This is a genomic window from Streptomyces sp. NPDC003032 (assembly GCF_053591415.1).
Map to the genome: position 1 here is coordinate 85,379 of NZ_JBSFTT010000010.1, position 17,367 is coordinate 102,745.

The 17,367-nt window shown below is 71.6% G+C and carries 14 protein-coding genes; 8 read left to right on the forward strand and 6 right to left on the reverse strand.

All coding sequences use genetic code 11. From position 1 onward, the window contains the following. Positions 1-3 precede the first annotated feature (3 nt). Complete coding sequence (locus ACWDZ7_RS16395; RefSeq protein WP_451797551.1) at positions 4-1,164, reverse strand: ROK family transcriptional regulator; 1,161 nt, start codon at positions 1,162-1,164, stop codon at positions 4-6. A 97-nt stretch (positions 1,165-1,261) separates the two neighbouring features. Between ACWDZ7_RS16395 and ACWDZ7_RS16400 the strand changes: the two genes are divergently transcribed. The 5 genes from ACWDZ7_RS16400 (at position 1,262) to ACWDZ7_RS16420 (ending at position 7,619) form a co-directional block, all read left to right on the forward strand. Further along, positions 1,262-2,470, forward strand: coding sequence for an MFS transporter (locus ACWDZ7_RS16400; RefSeq protein WP_451797552.1), 1,209 nt, complete (start codon positions 1,262-1,264; stop codon positions 2,468-2,470). Between the two features lie 76 nt (positions 2,471-2,546). Beyond that, the gene (locus ACWDZ7_RS16405) at positions 2,547-3,941 is read left to right on the forward strand and encodes a uracil-xanthine permease family protein (protein ID WP_451797554.1); all 1,395 of its coding nucleotides are present in this window, start codon (positions 2,547-2,549) and stop codon (positions 3,939-3,941) included. A gap of 322 nt (positions 3,942-4,263) precedes the next feature. Beyond that, entirely contained in the window at positions 4,264-5,451 is a 1,188-nt protein-coding gene (locus ACWDZ7_RS16410; protein ID WP_451797556.1) for a Cmx/CmrA family chloramphenicol efflux MFS transporter, read from the forward strand. Positions 5,452-5,931: 480 nt separating this feature from the next. Beyond that, positions 5,932-6,618: a DUF5995 family protein gene (locus tag ACWDZ7_RS16415; protein WP_451797788.1), complete on the forward strand. Its 687-nt coding sequence runs from the start codon at positions 5,932-5,934 to the stop codon at positions 6,616-6,618. A 71-nt stretch (positions 6,619-6,689) separates the two neighbouring features. Continuing rightward, on the forward strand, positions 6,690-7,619 hold the full coding sequence (locus tag ACWDZ7_RS16420) for an LLM class F420-dependent oxidoreductase (protein ID WP_451797557.1): 930 nt from the start codon (positions 6,690-6,692) through the stop codon (positions 7,617-7,619). Between the two features lie 99 nt (positions 7,620-7,718). On the opposite strand, the gene ACWDZ7_RS16425 is transcribed toward ACWDZ7_RS16420, so the two are convergent. Together ACWDZ7_RS16425 and ACWDZ7_RS16430 are read right to left on the reverse strand one after the other, a co-directional pair. Then, the gene (locus ACWDZ7_RS16425) at positions 7,719-9,413 is read right to left on the reverse strand and encodes a flavin monoamine oxidase family protein (RefSeq protein WP_451797558.1); all 1,695 of its coding nucleotides are present in this window, start codon (positions 9,411-9,413) and stop codon (positions 7,719-7,721) included. Positions 9,414-9,461: 48 nt separating this feature from the next. Next, positions 9,462-10,259, reverse strand: coding sequence for a carbon-nitrogen hydrolase family protein (locus ACWDZ7_RS16430; protein ID WP_451797559.1), 798 nt, complete (start codon positions 10,257-10,259; stop codon positions 9,462-9,464). Between the two features lie 325 nt (positions 10,260-10,584). Between ACWDZ7_RS16430 and ACWDZ7_RS16435 the strand changes: the two genes are divergently transcribed. Beyond that, positions 10,585-11,235 carry a Repetin gene (locus tag ACWDZ7_RS16435; protein ID WP_451797561.1) on the forward strand — a complete coding sequence of 217 codons (651 nt, stop codon included), beginning with the start codon at positions 10,585-10,587 and terminating at the stop codon, positions 11,233-11,235. A gap of 87 nt (positions 11,236-11,322) precedes the next feature. Here ACWDZ7_RS16435 and ACWDZ7_RS16440 read toward each other — a convergent pair whose 3' ends face one another. From ACWDZ7_RS16440 to ACWDZ7_RS16450, 3 genes are all read right to left on the reverse strand, one after another. Further along, positions 11,323-11,778, reverse strand: a complete 456-nt coding sequence (locus tag ACWDZ7_RS16440) for an Lrp/AsnC family transcriptional regulator (RefSeq protein ID WP_451518569.1) — start codon at positions 11,776-11,778, stop codon at positions 11,323-11,325. 24 nt (positions 11,779-11,802) lie between these two features. Next, positions 11,803-13,275 carry an amino acid permease gene (locus ACWDZ7_RS16445; protein WP_451797562.1) on the reverse strand — a complete coding sequence of 491 codons (1,473 nt, stop codon included), beginning with the start codon at positions 13,273-13,275 and terminating at the stop codon, positions 11,803-11,805. Positions 13,276-13,596: 321 nt separating this feature from the next. Further along, a complete protein-coding gene (locus tag ACWDZ7_RS16450) occupies positions 13,597-15,063 on the reverse strand; it encodes a GuaB1 family IMP dehydrogenase-related protein (RefSeq protein ID WP_451797563.1) in 1,467 nt (488 codons plus the stop codon). A 345-nt stretch (positions 15,064-15,408) separates the two neighbouring features. Here ACWDZ7_RS16450 and rfbB point away from each other — a divergent pair, with 345 nt between their 5' ends. Together rfbB and ACWDZ7_RS16460 are read left to right on the forward strand one after the other, a co-directional pair. Next, positions 15,409-16,362: a dTDP-glucose 4,6-dehydratase gene (rfbB, locus tag ACWDZ7_RS16455; RefSeq protein WP_451797564.1), complete on the forward strand. Its 954-nt coding sequence runs from the start codon at positions 15,409-15,411 to the stop codon at positions 16,360-16,362. 192 nt (positions 16,363-16,554) lie between these two features. Beyond that, positions 16,555-17,310 (forward strand): thioesterase II family protein, encoded by a 756-nt coding sequence (locus ACWDZ7_RS16460; protein ID WP_451797566.1) that lies wholly within the window; start codon positions 16,555-16,557, stop codon positions 17,308-17,310. Positions 17,311-17,367: the final 57 nt, after the last annotated feature.

Here is a 17,367-nt window from a genome sequence, read left to right on the forward strand (position 1 = left end):
GCCTCAACGGCCGGGCGGCGGGCCGAAGAGGTCGTCCTGGGCCGCGTCCATGGCGGCGAGCAGCGCGCCGCGCGACACCGCGGAGCCGCCCAGCGCGCTCGCGCGGACCTCCGTGGGCAGCGGCGACATGGCGGTGACGCGCCGCGCGACGCGGTCGGCCAGCGCTGCGCCGCCCGCGCGGCCCACCTCGCCGCCGAGGACGACGCACCCGGGGTCCAGGATCGCGGCCATCGCGGCGGCGCCCACCGCGACGCGGTCCGCGACGGCGTCCAGGAAGGCGCCCTCCCCCACCTCCACCGCGTGCCGCACGACGTCGGCGGCGGACATGTCCGGCGCGAGGAGCCCGTGCTGCCCGCCGAGTTCCCGGAGCGCGGCGGCGCAGGCCAGCGAGTGGAAGCCGCCCTCGCAGGCGGTGGCGGAGGGCAGTCCGCCGGTGCCCGGCACGGGCAGGAAGCCGATCTCTCCGGTGCCGCCGGAGGCTCCTCTGCGCAGCGCTCCGTCGAGCACGACGGCGGCGCCCACGCCCTCGCCGAGCCAGAGCAGCACGAACGTGTCCCGGTCGTGCGCGGCGCCGTCCCGCTGTTCGGCGCGGGCGGCGAGGTTGGTCTCGTTCTCCACCAGGACGCGCGCGCCGAGCCGCTCCTGGAGGGCGCCGGCGAGGCGGCGGTGCCAGGCGGGCAGGGAGGTCGTGTCGTGCAGATCGCCGGTGGCGGGGTCGATGAGGCCGGGCGCGCCTATGCCGATGGTGTGCGGCCGCTGGGCACCGCCGTCCCGCGCGGCGTCCTCGACGAGCGCGACGGCACGCTCCACCGCGGGCCCGGTGGCGCCGCCGATGGGCGCGGAGGCCTCGGCGAGCACCGCGCCGAGCAGGTCCGTCACGACGACGGAGACGCTGTCGATGCGTACGTCGAGCGCGGCCAAGTGGGCGCGGTCGGCGACGATCCCGTACAGCCGGGCGTTCGGGCCGCGCCGCTGGGCACCCGCCTCGCCGACGACGGTGATGAGCCCGGCGCTCCGGAGGCGCTCGACGAGGTCGGCCACCGAGGGCCGTGACAGGCCCGTGAGCTGCTTCAACTGGTTGGCGGTCAGGGGTCCTTCACTCTGCAGGAGGCCCAGCGCGAGCCGGTCGTTGATGGCCCGAGCGGTACTCGGTGAGGCAGGCATGCCGGGATCCTTCCACAGAGTGCTTCTATTTATCAGGCAGGCTTCCTGATAGTTTACGTCGCCGTATCGGGGCACACCTCGGAGGGGCGGAACGGACATGAGTGAAGTGGTCTACGACAAGAGCCGGTTGCGGCGCGCGCGGATCGCCGTGGCCGCCGTCTTCTGTGTGCACGGCGCGGTCACCGGTTCCTTCGCGACCCGGGTGCCGTGGATCCAGGAGCACGCCTCGGTCAGCGCGGGCATGCTCGGCCTGGCCCTTGCCTTCCCGGCGATCGGCGCCTCCGTCGCGATGCCGCTCGCGAGCCGGATCAGCCACCGCTTCGGCGCCCGCAACGCGCTGCGCGGACTGCTCGCGATGTGGACGCTCGCCCTGATCCTGCCGTCGCTCGCGCCGAACCTGCTCAGCCTGTGCCTGGCGCTGTTCGTGTACGGCGCGACGTCGGGCATGTCGGACGTGGCGATGAACGCGCTCGGCGTCGAGACCGAGAACCGCCTCCAGAAGTCGATCATGTCGGGCCTGCACGGCATGTGGAGCGTCGGCGCCCTGATCGGCTCGGCGGCCGGCACGGTCGCCGCCCATCTGGGGTCGGACGCCCGGCTGCACCACGCGCTGGCCGCCGCGGCGCTCACCGCGCTCGGCCTGGCCGCCTGCCAGGGCGTCCTCGACCTCCAGGCGGCGCCCGAGGAGGAGGCGCCGCCGCGGTTCTCCCTGCCTCCCAAGTCGGCGCTGCTGATCGGCGCCGTCGGTTTCTGCGCGGTCTTCGCGGAGGGCGCGAGCCTGGACTGGTCGGCGGTCTATCTGCGGGACGTCCTCGACTCGTCGGCCGGTGTCGCCGCCGCCTGCACCACCGGATTCACGCTCACCATGGCGATCGCGCGGCTGGCGGGCGACGCGGTCGTCAACCGGTTCGGCGCGGTGCGCACGGTGCGCGCGGGCGGGGGGCTCGCGGTGCTCGGCGGGCTGCTCGTGGTCGTCGCGTCCCACCCGGTCATGGCCATGGGCGGCTTCGCGCTGCTCGGCCTCGGCATCGCGGTCGTGGTGCCGCTCGCCTTCGCCGCCGCCGGGCGCAGCGGCCCGAACCCCAGCCAGGCCATCGCGGGCGTCGCCACCATCACGTACACCTCGGGTCTGATCGCCCCCTCGGCGATCGGCACGCTGGCGGACGCGACGAGCCTGGTGACCTCCTTCGGTCTGGTGACGCTGCTGGCCTGCGGCCTCGTGGCCTTCGCGGGTGTGCTGCGCACCGACGGCCGCGAGGCGGCACAGGCCGAGAACCCTCAGCCGGCCGGAGAGAAGTCGCACTGACGTCGCATTATCATGGCGTCGATCATTTCGGGCCAAGCACCACGCCCGGTTCGGCGCACAGAAAGCGACACTCACCATGGATCTCGGCGTGCGCTGGAAACTCCACGGCGACGGCCGCACCCCCGCCCCGGGTGCGGTCGTCCGGCCTGATGAGCGGCTCTCGTGGCCGCGGACCTTCGGGCTCGGCGCGCAGCACGTGGTGGCGATGTTCGGGGCGTCGTTCGTGGCCCCCGTCCTCATGGGTCTGGACCCGAATCTGGCCATCATGATGTCGGGCGTCGCGACCGTCATCTTCCTGCTCGCCACGCGCGGCCGGGTCCCCAGCTATCTGGGGTGCTCGCTCTCGTTCGTGGGGGTCGCCGCCGTCATCCGGGCGCAGGGCGGTTCCAGCGCGACGGTGACCGGGGCCGTCTTCGTGGTCGGCGCCGCGCTGTTCCTGGTGGGGCTGGCGGTGCAGAAGTTCGGGGCGCGGATCATCCACGCCGCGATGCCGCCGATCGTGACCGGTGCGGTCGTCATGCTGATCGGCTTCAATCTGGCGCCGGTCACCGCGTCGACGTACTGGCCCCAGGACCAGTGGACGGCCCTGCTGGTGATGCTGTTCACCGGATTGGCCGTGGTGTGCCTGCGCGGCTTCTGGTCGCGCATCGCGATCTTCCTCGGTCTGATCTTCGGTTACGGCATCTCCTGGGCCCTCGACCGGATCTTCGGCAGGATCCACTCGGCGGACGCCTCGGGCAAGGTCGTCGACCACTGGCGTCTGGACCTGTCCGCCGTGGGCCATGCCGACTGGATCGGCCTGCCCTCCTTCCACGCGCCGGGCTTCGAGTGGTCGGCGATCCTCGTGGCGCTGCCCGTCGTCATCGCGCTGGTCGCGGAGAACGCGGGCCACGTCAAGGCCGTCGGCGAGATGACCGGCGACAACCTCGACGACAAGCTCGGCACGGCGATCTCCGCCGACGGCGCCGCCTCCATGCTCTCCACCGCGGTCGGCGGCCCGCCCAACACGACGTACTCCGAGAACATCGGCGTGATGGCGGCGACCCGCGTCTACTCCACGGCCGCGTACTGGGCGGCGGCCTGCTTCGCGCTGCTCTTCGGTCTCTGCCCCAAGTTCGGCGCGGTCGTCGCGGCGATCCCCGGCGGCGTCCTCGGCGGCATCACCGTCATCCTGTACGGCATGATCGGCCTGCTCGGCGCGCAGATCTGGATCAACGCCAAGGTGGACCTGCGCAACCCGCTGAACCTCGTGCCGGCCGCGGCGGGCATCATCATCGGCGTCGGCGGGGTCTCGCTGAAGTTCACCGACACCTTCGAGCTGAGCGGCATCGCGCTGGGCACGATCGTCGTCATCACGGGCTACCACGTGCTGCGCGCGTTCGCCCCGCCGCACCTCAAGACCCAGGAACCGCTGCTGGATTCGGGCACGTCGACGTATGACGAAGAGGGCGAGCCGAGCGGCACGCGCTGAACGGTCGGCGCGTCAGTCGGTTGGACGTGGTGCGGCACGCGTAAATCGGTTGGACGTGGTGTGTGACGCCTGATTAGGGTGCGCACCATGTCCAGCCCCGAGTCCGACAGACTCCGGCCACCGGTCCTCCGGTGGCTTCTCGCGCCGTCGCGCTGACGCGTCCGCCGCTCCGACGCGTCCGCCGTTCCGCCGCGCTCCCGCGGCCGGTCCGTGCCGTGCCGCTGCCTTCCGCGGCCGTCCGCGACTTTCCGCTCCGCCGCCACCGGATCACCGCTTCGTGCCCTGATCCCCGCGTTCTTCCTCGTGGTTGCGGAGTCCTGCTGTGCCCTTTGCCATCTACCTGCTCGGACTTGCCGTCTTCGCGCAAGGCACCTCCGAGTTCATGCTGTCCGGCCTGGTGTCGGACATCGCCCGGGACCTGGATGTCTCCATCCCGTCCGCGGGCCATCTCACCTCGGCGTTCGCCGTCGGAATGATCGTGGGCGCACCGCTGATGGCGCTCGTGAGCCGTCGCTTCTCGCGACGGAACGCGCTCCTGTTCTTCCTGGTCGCCTTCCTGCTCGTCCACGTCGTCGGCGCGCTCACCACGAACTTCGCGGTGCTGCTGGCGACGCGCGTCGTGGGCGCCCTGGCCAACGCCGGGTTCCTCGCGGTCGCCCTGGTGACCGCCACGAGCATGGTCGAGCCGAACGCCAAGGGGCGCGCCACCTCGGCGCTGCTCGGCGGCGTGACGGTCGCCTGTGTCGCGGGCGTGCCCGCGGGCGCGCTGCTCGGCGAGGTGTGGGGCTGGCGCGCGGCGTTCTGGGCCGTGTCCCTGATCTCCGTGCCCGCCGTCGTCGCCATCGCGCGGGCCGTGCCGGCCGGGGCGCCGGACGCCGCCGGGCCGGGCGCGCTCGGTGAGCTGATCGCGCTGCGCGGGCCGCGGCTCCTGCTGACGCTGCTGCTGGGGGCGCTGGTGAACGGCGCGACGTTCTGTACGTTCACCTATCTTGCGCCCCTGGTCACCGACGTCACCGGGCTCGGCTCGGCCTGGGTGCCGGTGGTCCTCGCGCTCTTCGGCATCGGCTCGTTCGTCGGCGTCAGCCTGGGCGGTCGCGTCGCCGACGCGCGACCGGTGCCACTCCTGGTCCTCGGTTCCCTCGCACTGCTGGCCGGCTGGGTCCTCTTCGCGGTGACCGCCGCGCACCCGGTGGCCGTGGTCGTACTGGTCTTCGTACAGGGCGCGCTGTCCTTCGGCGTCGGCTCCACGCTGATCTCCCAGGCCCTCTACGCGGCGGCCGACGCGCCCCACCTGGCGGGCGGCTTCGCCACGGCCGCGTTCAACGTGGGCGGCGCGCTCGGCCCCTGGTCCGGCGGCCTCGCGATCTCCGCGGGGCTCGGCTACCGCTCCCCGCTGTGGGTCAGCGCGCTGCTCGTGGCGCTGGCCCTGACCGCCGGCGGCGCGGCGCTCGGCCTCCGGCAGCGGGGTACGCCCACCTCGGCTCGGCCCCGCGCCGAATCGGAGGCGTGAGCGGGAGTAAGGGCGCCGGGCCGAGTGCCGCTCCCCGCCACTGCGGCACACGGCACCGGCGTCTCTGCGCATCACCTCCTCGGTGGCCCCACTCGCCGTAGCGGCTCGTCCCGCATACGTGCGTGAAAGCACCGCCCGACGGACCGGCGGTCGTTCCCTCGTTTCGGGGAAGCGCCCGGTGCGCTGACGCCCCGACCGGCCCGGGACTGGGACCCTGCCCCCATGGCGCGGTTGCAGCGGTTCGCAGAGACCATGGCCCCGGAGCACGGGGCCGACGGCGGGGTGCCACGGATGCGCGGGGCCGGCGGCGTGGTGACGCGGACGCCCGGGACCGACGGCGTCGTCACGGGGACACCCGCGGTTGACGGCGCGGCCACGCGGGCACCCGTGGTCGACGGCGCGGTGCCACAGACGCCCGGGATCGACAGCGTCATCACACGGGCACCCGGGGCCAACGGCGTGGCGACACAGGCCCCCCGGATCGACGGCGCGGTCACGCGGACGCCTGGCGTCGACAGCGTCGTGGCGCGGATGCGTGTGGTTGGGGGCGGGGGGTCGGCGCGGGATGGGGTGGGTGTTTTCAATCGGGTCTATCTGACGGTCACCGAGGAGGTCGGTCGGCACATTGGCCTGGGTGCCTTCCCTGACACGCGGGCCGCGGCCACGCTCGGCGTCCGGTTCGCCGAGCGCTATCTCGCGGCCGTCGACGCCGCGGCCGACGGGCGGCGGCCGCCCGCCTGCTGGCGTCCGCTGTTCCAGTACCGGCGCCATCCCGGCGTACGCCCGCTGCAGTTCGCCCTCGCGGGCATCAACGCGCACATCGGCCACGACCTGGCGCTCGCCGTCGTGGACGCCTGTCATGCGCTCGGCTGCGAACCGGCCGACCTGGAGGACGAGTTCGACCGTGTGGGCGACATCCTCGTAGCGCTGGAGGAGCGCATCCGCGAAGAGCTGATGCCCGGCCCCGACCTCCTCCAGATCGGAGATCCGCTGACGCATCTGGCGGGTTCCTGGAGCCTGGAGCGGGCCCGCGACGGCGCGTGGGCGGCGGCCCGCACCCTGTGGGCGCTGCGCGAACTGCCCGGCGTCGCCGAGGAGTTCGCGGAGCGGCTGGACGGCGCGGTGGGTCTGGTGGGACGGATCCTGCTGACGCCGCTGCCGGACTGAGCGAGCCGCCCCCGACTCCCCCGCAGTCGTTGTACGTTGCATCGACGACCCCGACGCGAAGGAGCACCGGCATGGCGATCCGACTCGGACTGAGTCTCCCGCAGGGCAGGCAGTACGCGATCGGCGACGACGTCCCGGCGGTGGCCCGGGCCGCCGAGGACATCGGCTACGCGAGCCTGTGGGTCTTCGAACGCGTCCTGTACCCCGACCCCGCCACGCAGGGGCTCTTCGGCATCCCGGGCCGGGCCTGGCCCGACCACTACCGCTCGGTGGCCGACCCGCTCATCACCCTGACGCTCGCCGCCTCGGCCACGGACCGGGCCCGGCTCGGCACCAGCGTCCTGGTCGCCCCGCTGCACGTGCCGTTCCAGCTCGCCCGCTCGCTGGCCTCACTGGACGCGGCGAGCGGGGGCCGGGTCGTCGCGGGCCTCGGCACGGGCTGGTCCGTGGACGAGTACGCGGCCGCGGCGGTGGCGCCGTTCACCCGGCGCGGCGAGGTCCTGGACGAGCTGATCGACGTCTGCCACGCCGTGTGGGGACCGGATCCTGTCTCGTACGAAGGGGAGTTGACGACCATCGTGCCGTCCGCGGTCGGCCCCAAGCCCGCCCGGCCGATCCCGATCCTGCTGCCCGCGAACAGCCCGCGCGCGCTGCGCAGGCTCGTCGACCGCGCCGACGGCTGGATGCCGGTGGCCATGGGCGCCGACGCGCTGGCCGCGCAGTGGGCCAAGGTCCGCGAGGCCGCCGCCGAGCGGGGCCGTGAGCGGCCCGTCCAGAGCGTGGTGCGGGCCAACGCGCGGTACACGGCCAGGGCGTACGACGGTGCGGACCGCGCCCCCTTCCAGGGCAGCGCCGCGCAGATCGCCGAGGACCTGGCGGCGCACGCCGCGGTCGGCGTAGAGGAGATCATCGTGGAGCTGGCGGCGTCGGCACGGGACGCGCGGGAACTGAAGGACGTCGCCGCCGAGGTGTACGAGGCGGCACGGGCGGCCGGGGTCTGAGACACCGCCCCGGGCCCCGAAGGGGCGCGGGGAAGTGTGCGACCGGCCACAGAGGACTCGCACACTCCACGCGCCCCCGGCCACGGTGGCACCCGCCGGTCAGTCCTCCGGCAGTTCCACCGGCGCGATCTCGTCGTAGACATCGCCGGGCCCGGGGTTATTGGCGTCCGTGCCGCCGCCGAAGTGGTTCATCACGCCCCACACCGCGTTCAGCGCGGTCTGGATCGCGCCCTCGGCCCAGCCCGCCGTCCAGGAGATGTCGTCGCCCGCGAGGAAGATGCCCCGCTTGTCCTCGGGCAGCCGGTCCTGCATGAAGTGGGTGAACAGACGCCGCTGGTAGCGGTAGTGGCCCGGCAGGTTCGCCTTGAAGGCGCCCATGAAGTAGGGCTCGTTCTCCCACGAGACGGTGACCGGGTTGCCGATGATGTGGCCGCGGATGTCGACCTTCGGGTAGATCTCGCCGAGCGACTTGAGCATGACCTCCATGCGCTCGTTCGCCGACAGCGGCAGCCACTTCAGGCTGTCGTCGCACCAGGTGTAGGAGAGGCAGATGACGGCGGGCTTGTCCGGGCCGTCGTCCAGGAGGTAGGTGCCGCGCGTCATGCGGTCGGTGAGCGTCATCGACATGACGTCACGGCCGGTCTCCTCGTCCTTGTCCAGCCAGAACGGGCGGTCAACGGGCACGAAGAGCTTGGAGGACTCCATGTAGTGGGTGCGCTCCATCGCCGTCCAGTGGTCGATGGGGAAGAGCGAGTCGTCGCACTCGATCTTGGAGAGCAGCATCCACGACTGGGCGGTGAAGATCGCCGCCTGGTAGGTGCGGATGTCACCGGAGGCGTCCGTGACGGTGACGCGGTTCCCGGCGGTGCGGGTCAGACGAGTCACGGCGGGCTTGGGCTCGCCGCCCTCGTGCAGCGACTTCAGGGACGTACCCGGTGCCCAGTGCACGATCTTCTGCGGCTCGCGCTCCCACATGCGCAGGGGCAGCTGCTGGCTGCCGCCGACGATGCCGCGGTGGTGGTCGTCGGCCTCGGTGTAGACGACGCGCAGGATCTCCAGGATGGAGTTCGGGAAGTCGGTGTCCCAGCCGCCGGTACCGAAGCCGACCTGGCCGAAGATCTCGCGGTGCCGGAAGGACTTGAAGGCCTCGGAGTCGCAGAGGAAGCCGTAGAAGGTCTGGTTGTCGAGCTTCTCGACGAGCTTCGACCAGATCTCGCGGATCTTCGGTACGTCGCGCTCGCGCAGGGCGCGGTTCATGTCGGAGAAGTCGGCGCCCTCTTCGAGGCAGTCGGCCCACGCCTTCGCGACGTCGCGGTAGACCTGCGGCAGGTCCGCGACGGTCTCGGCGTAGTGCGACTCGCCCTTGAGGTCCACGACCGTCGAGGGGGTCGACTCGGCGAGCGGGTTGGGGAACGCGCTCGTCTTCAGGCCCACCAGGTCGATGTAGTGCTGGAGCGCCGTCGAGGACGGCGGGAAGCGCATCGCGCCCATCTCGGCGGTCAGGTCCGCGTCACAGCCCTCGAACCCGACGGTGCGCAGTCGCCCGCCGATCTGGTCGGCCTCGTAGACGACGGGCTTGAGGCCCATCTTCATCAGTTCGTACGCGGCGACGATGCCGGAGAGGCCACCGCCGATGACGGCGACCTCGGTGCCGTGCTCGGTCGCGGGTATCTGGCCGAGGCCCGCCGGGTGCGCGAGGTAGTCGTCGTACGCGTAGGGGAAGTCCGGACCGAACATGGTGATCGGCGGCTGGGCGTCGGTGTGCTGGATGGCGGTGGGCACCGTGGACGTCATGGGGTACGGACTCCTTGCACGGAACTGAAAAGGCAGGTGGGGGTGGGCTCAGACGAGGGACGCGTACAGGCCCGGGCGGCGGTCGCGCAGGTAGGGGTTGGCCTCGCGGGACGCGGCCAGGAAGTCCGGGTCGACGTCGCCGATGACCAGCTCGGTGCCGCGGCCGGCACGGGCGCGGGCCACGCCGTCGGGACCGGCCAGCGTGGAGAGCCCGACGAACTCGAACTCCCCCTCCGGGCCGACGCGGTTGACGTACGCGACGTACATCTGGTTCTCGAAGGCGCGCACCGGCACGACGGACTCGGCGACGAACTGGAAGGGGTGCATCTGCGCGGTGGGGACGACCAGGAGGTCGGTGCCGGCGAGGGCGTGCGCGCGGACGTTCTCCGGGAACTCGACGTCGTAGCAGATCATGAGGCCGATGCGTACGCCGCCCAGCTCGGCCTGTACGACGTGCTGCTCACCCGGGGTGAAGGAGTCGCGCTCGAAGCAGCCGAAGAGGTGGGTCTTGCGGTAGTTCGCGAGGCGGGTCCCGTCCGGGCCGATCAGCTGGGACGAGTTGAAGACGAGGTCGTCCTCGCGCTCCGGGTAGCCGTAGACGACGCCGACCCGGTGGCGGACCGCGATCTCGGCGATCGCCTTCGCGGACGGCCCGTCGGCGGGCTCGGCGAGACGGGCCACGTCACCGCCGATCGCGTACCCGGTGAGGAACAGCTCGGGCGCCACCAGCAGCCCGGCGCCCGCGGCGGCGGCACGGCCCGCCGCCGCGTCGAGTGCCGTGAGGTTCTCGGCGACGGATCCGAGACGCCCGGAACTCTGGAGCAGGGCGGTGCGCAGCGCAGGCATGGCTGATCCTCAAGGCGTACGAAGGGTCGGGTGGGGTCCGTTAGACGGTACGGTCGGGGGCCTCACCGGGACAAGGCACGACCGTTGCGGGCAGCCGCGCGATCCGTTGCGCGTGGCGGGCCCGGACCGGTGATTTGTTGCGTGGTGTCGTGCACCTCACGTCTCAGGGGGTGTCCACCCGTAGGCGCAGGCCCCCGGCGGTCTTCCCCACCGCGCGGCGGAAGCGGAGTGCCGCCCGTGGCCGGACGCGCCGGACGCCCCTTCCGCGAGAGCGTGATCTCACTCGGAGAGACCGGGTGAACGCCTCGCAGACGGAAGGCTTCCCATGAGCCGTACGGGCCGCATGACCACCACCACCGACCGCGCCCTCAACCGCCGCCGCGCCCTGGCGGTGGGCGCCGCGCTCCTGATGACCGCGGGGGCGGCGGGCGCGGCCGTCGCTTCCGCCGACGACACGGCGCGCCCCGGCACGTCGGCCGCCGCCTCGCATGCTGCTGCCGCCGAGCGCGCCGGGAAGCGGGAGGCCGCCGCGCTGACCGGCTCGGCGAAGATGTACCGCAAGACCACGGAGGACGTGACGTTCACCTTCGACGCGCATCTGGCGGCGGAGAACAACGGCGACCCGTCGAAGGCGACCGGCACCTTCCGCTTCGTGCACCTCGACAGGCCGGGCGGCAGGGGCGGCTGGGCGAAGGGCCGCATCGACTGCCTGATGACGGGCGGCAAGGTGGCCACGGCGACCGGCGTCATCACCGACACCAACCTGAAGCAGATCAAGGGCGGCCGGGTCGGCTTCACCGTCCACGACCAGGGCAGGACCGACCGCGTCGGCTACAGCTGGGCGGCGGTGGGCGGCCCCGACAACACCAAGAGGCTCCCCAAGTGCACCAGCTCGGCCCCCCACGAGAAGGTCAAGAAGGGCACGGGCGACTTCCACGTCCTCCCGTGGAAGGTCCCGTACCCGACATCGAACTAGCGCGAGGGAGCCGGGGGCCCACGGGAAGCGCCCCGCCAGGGACGGGGGGAACTGCGCGACCAGCCACAACAAACCCGCAGCGAGGGTCTAGGCCGGGGACCCCGAAGAAAATCTCCGCATCAAGGGCGAGAGCACGAGCACGGACTTCGTCCGCTCGACGAACGGCTCCCCGGCGATCCGCTCAAGCACCCGCTCGAAATGCCGCATATCCGCGGCGAACACCTGGACGATCGCGTCCGCGTCCCCGGTAACGGTGGACGCGGACGAGACCTCGGGATACCGCTCAAGACCGCGCTTGATCGCCTCCGGCGACGTGTTCCGGCGACAGTAGATCTCGATGAACCCCTCGGTCTCCCAGCCGAGCGCCGCCGGGTCCACCCGTACCGTGAAGCCGGTGATGGCCCCCGTGGCCCGCAGCCGGTCCACGCGCCGCTTCACGGCGGGCGCGGAGAGTCCGACCAGCTGGCCGATGTCGGCGTAAGAGCGGCGGGCGTCCTCGGCGAGGGCGTGCACGATGCGTTCGTCGAGATCGTTCAGTCGCACGGGCGGTCGATCACTTTCGGTGGATCACTTCTCTGCGGTGGCCAAGCGGGAGCGGCTCATGCCGTACAGGAAGTAGAACACGAGGCCGACGGCCATCCAGACACCGAACACGACCCAGGTGACGGAGTCGAGGCTGAACATGTTGTACGCGCAGAAACCGAAGCCGAGCACCGGGAAGAGCCAGCCGAGCGGCACCCGGAAGGTGCGCGGCATGTCCGGACGGGTCCGGCGCAGCACGATGACGGCGATGTTGACGAGGCCGAAGGCGAAGAGCGTGCCGATGCTGGTGGCGTCGACGAGCTTGCCGAGCGGCACGACCGAGGCGAGCGCGCCGCAGAACAGCGAGACGATGACGGTGTTCACGCGGGGCGTGCCCGTCTTCTTGCTGACCCTGCCGAAGACCTTGGGGACGAGGCCGTCGCGGGACATGGCGAACAGGACGCGGGTCTGGCCGTACAGCACCGTCAGGACGACGGAGGCGATGGAGATGACCGCGCCGGCGGCGAGGATCGTGCCCCACACGCTCTGTCCGGTGACGTCGTTCATGATCGCGGCGAGGGTGGCCTCGGAGCCCTCGAAGTCGGTCCAGTTCCAGGCACCGACGGCGACGGCCGCGACCAGGACGTAGAGCGCCGTGACGATGATCAGCGACAGCATGATGGCGCGGGGCAGGTCGCGCTGCGGGTTCTTGGCCTCCTCACCGGCGGTGGAGGCGGCGTCGAAGCCGATGTACGAGAAGAAGAGGCTCGCGGCGGCGGCGCTGACGCCGGCCGTGCCGAGCGGCATGAAGTCCGCGTAGTTGCCGGACTTGAAGCCCATGAAGCCGATGGTGCAGAAGAGCACGAGCGCGGCGATCTTCACGATGACCATGATCGTGTTGGCCGTCGCCGACTCCTTGGCGCCGCCGAGCAGGAAGACCATGGCGAGCAGGACGACGATCAGGCCGGGCAGGTTGATGATGGCGCCGTCGACCTCGCCGGGCGCCGCGGAGAGCGCGTCGGGGATGGTGACGCCGATCGTCCCGTCGAGCAGTTCGTTGAGGTATTCGCCCCAGCCGACCGCGACGGCGGCCACGGACACGCCGTACTCCAGGACGAGGCACCAGCCGCAGACCCAGGCGATGAGTTCGCCCATCGTTGCGTACGCGTACGAGTACGAGGAGCCGGCGACCGGTATGGAGCCCGCCAGCTCGGCGTACGAGAGAGCCGAGAAGAGGGCGGTGAGGCCGGCGATCACGAAGGAGATGGTGACGGCGGGCCCGGCCTTGGGGACGCTCTCGCCGAGGACGACGAAGATGCCGGTGCCGAGCGTGGCGCCGATGCTGATCATGGTCAGCTGCCACATGCCGAGGGAGCGGCGGAGCGAGCCACCCTCGCCCTGACCACCCTCCGCGACCAGGGCTTCGACGGGCTTGCGGCGCATGAGACGGCGGCCGAGGCCGGGGGCGGTGCCCGGGGGGCTCGGGCGGTTCTGCGGGGGTGCGCCTTGGTCGAGCACGCGCTGGCTCCTTCATCGCTGCCGGTCGGGCGGCGAGGACTCGTGGCGCCCGCGCTAGGAGACGGGAACCACCGAGCAGGCAGTCCCCGCCACACCACGTACAGCGGAGACTCTAAGGCCGCGCCTTCCCGTCCGTAATGCAGCAACCTTGCGCACCGGCGACTGATCATTGCGCGGTTCGGGGTTCGGCGTCGGTTCGTTGCGCGGTCCGTTTCGTCCGTTGCGTTCGGGGGGTCGGAGCGGGACGACGAGGACCCCGGCGGGGTACGCCGAAGGCCCCCGCGGAGATCACCGCGGGGGCCTTCGGCAGGTACGGGAGCGCTAGCTCCAGCTGGCGTGCAGGGGCTTGCCCTCCGCGTAGCCGGCGGCGCTCTGGATGCCGACCGTGGCCTTCTCGGCGAACTCCTCCAGGGAGCCCGCGCCCGCGTACGTGCAGGAGGAGCGGACGCCCGCGATGATCGAGTCGATCAGGTCCTCGACGCCCGGACGGGTCGGGTCGAGGAACATGCGGGAGGTGGAGATGCCCTCCTCGAAGAGCGCCTTGCGGGCGCGGTCGTACGCGGACTCCTCGGACGTGCGGTTGCGCACCGCGCGGGCGGAGGCCATGCCGAAGGACTCCTTGTACGCGCGGCCCTGGGCGTCGTGCTGGAGGTCGCCCGGGGACTCGTACGTACCGGCGAACCAGGAGCCGATCATGACGTTCGAGGCGCCGGCGGCGAGCGCCATGGCGACGTCGCGCGGGTGGCGGACTCCGCCGTCGGCCCATACGTGCTTGCCGTACTTCTTCGCCTCGGCGGCGCATTCGAGCACCGCGGAGAACTGCGGGCGGCCGACACCGGTCATCATGCGTGTGGTGCACATGGCGCCGGGGCCCACGCCGACCTTGATGATGTCGGCGCCGGCCTCGATCAGGTCGCGCACGCCCTCGGCGGCGACGATGTTGCCCGCGACGATGGGAACCCGCGGGTCGAGTCCGCGTACGGCCTTGACCGCGGCGATCATCGACTCCTGGTGGCCGTGCGCGGTGTCCACGACGAGCGTGTCGACGCCCGCGTCGAGCAGCTGCTTGGCCTTGCCCGCCACGTCGCCGTTGATGCCGACGGCGGCGGCGATGCGCAGGCCGCCCTTGGCGTCGACGGCCGGGGTGTAGAGCGTCGCGCGCAGGGCGCCCGTACGGGTGAGGATGCCCGCGAGGCGGCCGTCCTTGTCCACGGCGGGGGCGTACCGGCGGTTGGCGTGGTCCAGCTTGTTGAACGCGTCGCGCGGGTCGATGTCGGCGTCCAGGAGCAGCAGGTCCCTGGACATGACCTCGGAGAGCTGCGTGAACCGGTCGACGCCGCTCAGGTCGGTGTCGGTGACGACACCCACGGGCTTCTGGTCGGCGTCGACGACGACGCCGGCGTTGTGCGCGCGCTTGGGCAGCAGGGCGAGCGCGTCCGCGACGGTCTGGGTGGGGGCCAGCACGATCGGGGTGTCCAGGACGTGGTGGCGCGTCTTGACCCAGGAGACGACGTCGGTGACGACCTCGATCGGGATGTCCTGGGGGATGACGACCAGGCCGCCGCGGCGGGCGATCGTCTCGGCCATGCGGCGGCCCGCGATGGCGGTCATGTTGGCGACGACCAGCGGGATCGTGGTGCCGGTGCCGTCGGGCGAGGAGAGGTCGACGCCCTGGCGGGAGCCGACGGCGGAGCGCCTCGGGACCATGAAGACGTCGTCGTACGTCAGGTCGTAGGGAACCGGAGGACTCGATACATGCCGACCCGTACCGGGCTCAAGAAAACGCATAAGTCTCACATTTTCACGCGAAACGGCGCAGGTCACTCCCACAAAGGCACAGCAAAACGCCCCCGACCATGTGTGGTCCTCCAAAGAGGTACGGGGGCTGATGCGCAGGACAGTGGGCCTGCCTTACGACGAAAGGTTACCCGAGGTCGAACAGATCGGCGAGCCGACGCCGCCCGCGGGGCCGCGGGCCCGGCCGGACCGGCGGGGCGCCCCGCTCGCCGCACCCACCTCCGCCCCCGTCCCCCCCCCCGCTGCGGGCCTTCCACGAGCTGGGCGGTCAACTGGGTAAGACTGATTACGGGAAGTATTTGATGGAGATTTCCCGCCAAGGCTGAAGGGTGTCCAGTGCGCGTTGTTGTCACCGGGGGTGCCGGCTTCATCGGCTCGCACTTTGTCCGGCAGACGGTACAGGACGAGTATCCGGCTCTCTCGGGAGCCGAGGTGACGGTCGTCGACAAACTCACGTACGCGGGCAGAAAAGAGAACCTCGCGCCGGTCTCCGGCAGTCCGCGGCTCCGTTTCGTCGAGGGGGACATCTGTGACACGGAGCTGATGCGCGCGGCGCTGGGCGGCGCCGACCTCGTCGTGCATTTCGCCGCCGAGTCACACGTCGACCGCTCCATCGCGGAAGCCGGTGAATTCGTACGGACCAATGTGCTCGGGACGCAGACGCTGCTGACCGCCGCGCTGGAGTCGGGGGTCGGTAAATTCGTCCATGTGTCGACCGACGAGGTATATGGCTCGCTGGATGCCGACGGCACGCCGTGGACGGAAGAGGAACCCCTCTCCCCCAATTCTCCCTACGCGGCTTCGAAGGCTTCCGCGGATCTCCTGGTCCTTGCCTTTCACCGCACCCACGGGCTGCCGGTCTGCGTCACCCGCGGGTCCAACACCTACGGCCCTTACCAATACCCGGAGAAGATTATCCCGCTGTTCGTCTCCAATCTGCTGGCCGGCCGAAAGGTCCCGCTGTACGGGGACGGCGCCAATGTCAGGGACTGGCTGCATGTCGACGACCACTGCCGTGGTGTCGCGCTGGTGGCGGAGGGCGGGGAGCCCGGTGAGGTCTACAACGTGGGCGGCGGTACGGAGTTGACCAACCGCGCGCTGACCGAGCGGCTGCTCGGGCTGCTCGGCAAGGACGCGTCGATGGTGGAGCGGGTCGCCGACCGCAAGGGGCACGACCGGCGGTACGCGATGGACATCTCCAAGATCTCCGGCGCCCTGGGCTACAAGCCCGCGGTGCCGTTCGAGGAGGGGCTCGCGGCGACGGTCGACTGGTACCGGCAGCACCACTGACCGACCAGGGCATGGCACGGCGGGCGGCGAGCGTCGGCGAGGCCGTGCGCGCCGAGAAGGGGACGGAGGCCGGCTGTCGACATCCTGGAGGACTGGGTGAAACGGTGGCGGGGCCCCAGGACGGCCGACGCCCGCGCGTGACCGGGCGGTCGGCGCACCCCACAGGTCCGGTACCGAGGAGCGACCACAGCCATGACAGAGACGACAGACACGACGGAACGCACCACCCCGTCCGTACGCCGCTTCCACCCCTGCGAGGCGGGCGTCCGCCTGGTGTGCTTCCCGCACGCGGGCGGCGCCGCGAGCTACTTCTTCCAGGTCTCGCGGCAGCTGTCGCCGGTGGCCGACGTGCTGGCCGTCCAGTACCCGGGTCGCCAGGAGCGCCGCAAGGAGCCCTGCGTCGACAGCGTGACCGAACTGGCCGACGTACTGACGCGGGAGCTGCTGGAGTGGGCCGACAAACCGCTGGTGTTCTTCGGCCACAGCATGGGAGCGCTGGTCGCCTTCGAGGTCGCCCGGCGGCTGGAGCGGCAGGGCGTCGAGCTGGTCTCGCTCTTCGCCTCCGGGCGCGCGGCTCCCTCGCTCTCGCGCGACGAGGGCGTGCACCGGCGCGGTGACGCGGGTCTGATCGCCAAGATGAAGGAGCTGGGCGGCACGGCGGGCAGCCTCCTGGACGACCCGGACGTGGTGGAGATGCTGCTGCCCGCGCTGCGCAACGACTACCGGGCGGTGGAGACCTACCGCCTGGCCCCCGGCCCGCCGCTCGGCTGCCCGCTGGTGGTGCTGACCGGCGACGCGGACCCGCAGGTCTCCGTCGAGGAGGCGCGGCACTGGCGCGAGTTCACGAGCGGGGAGTTCGAGATGCACACGTACTCGGGCGGGCACTTCTACCTCGACGTGCACGCCGCTTCGGTGCTGGAGAAGATCCGTACACGCCTGACCCGCTGAACCCGGTTCAGCCCCGCGCCCCACAAGGGGCGCGGGGAACTGCGCGACCGGCCACGA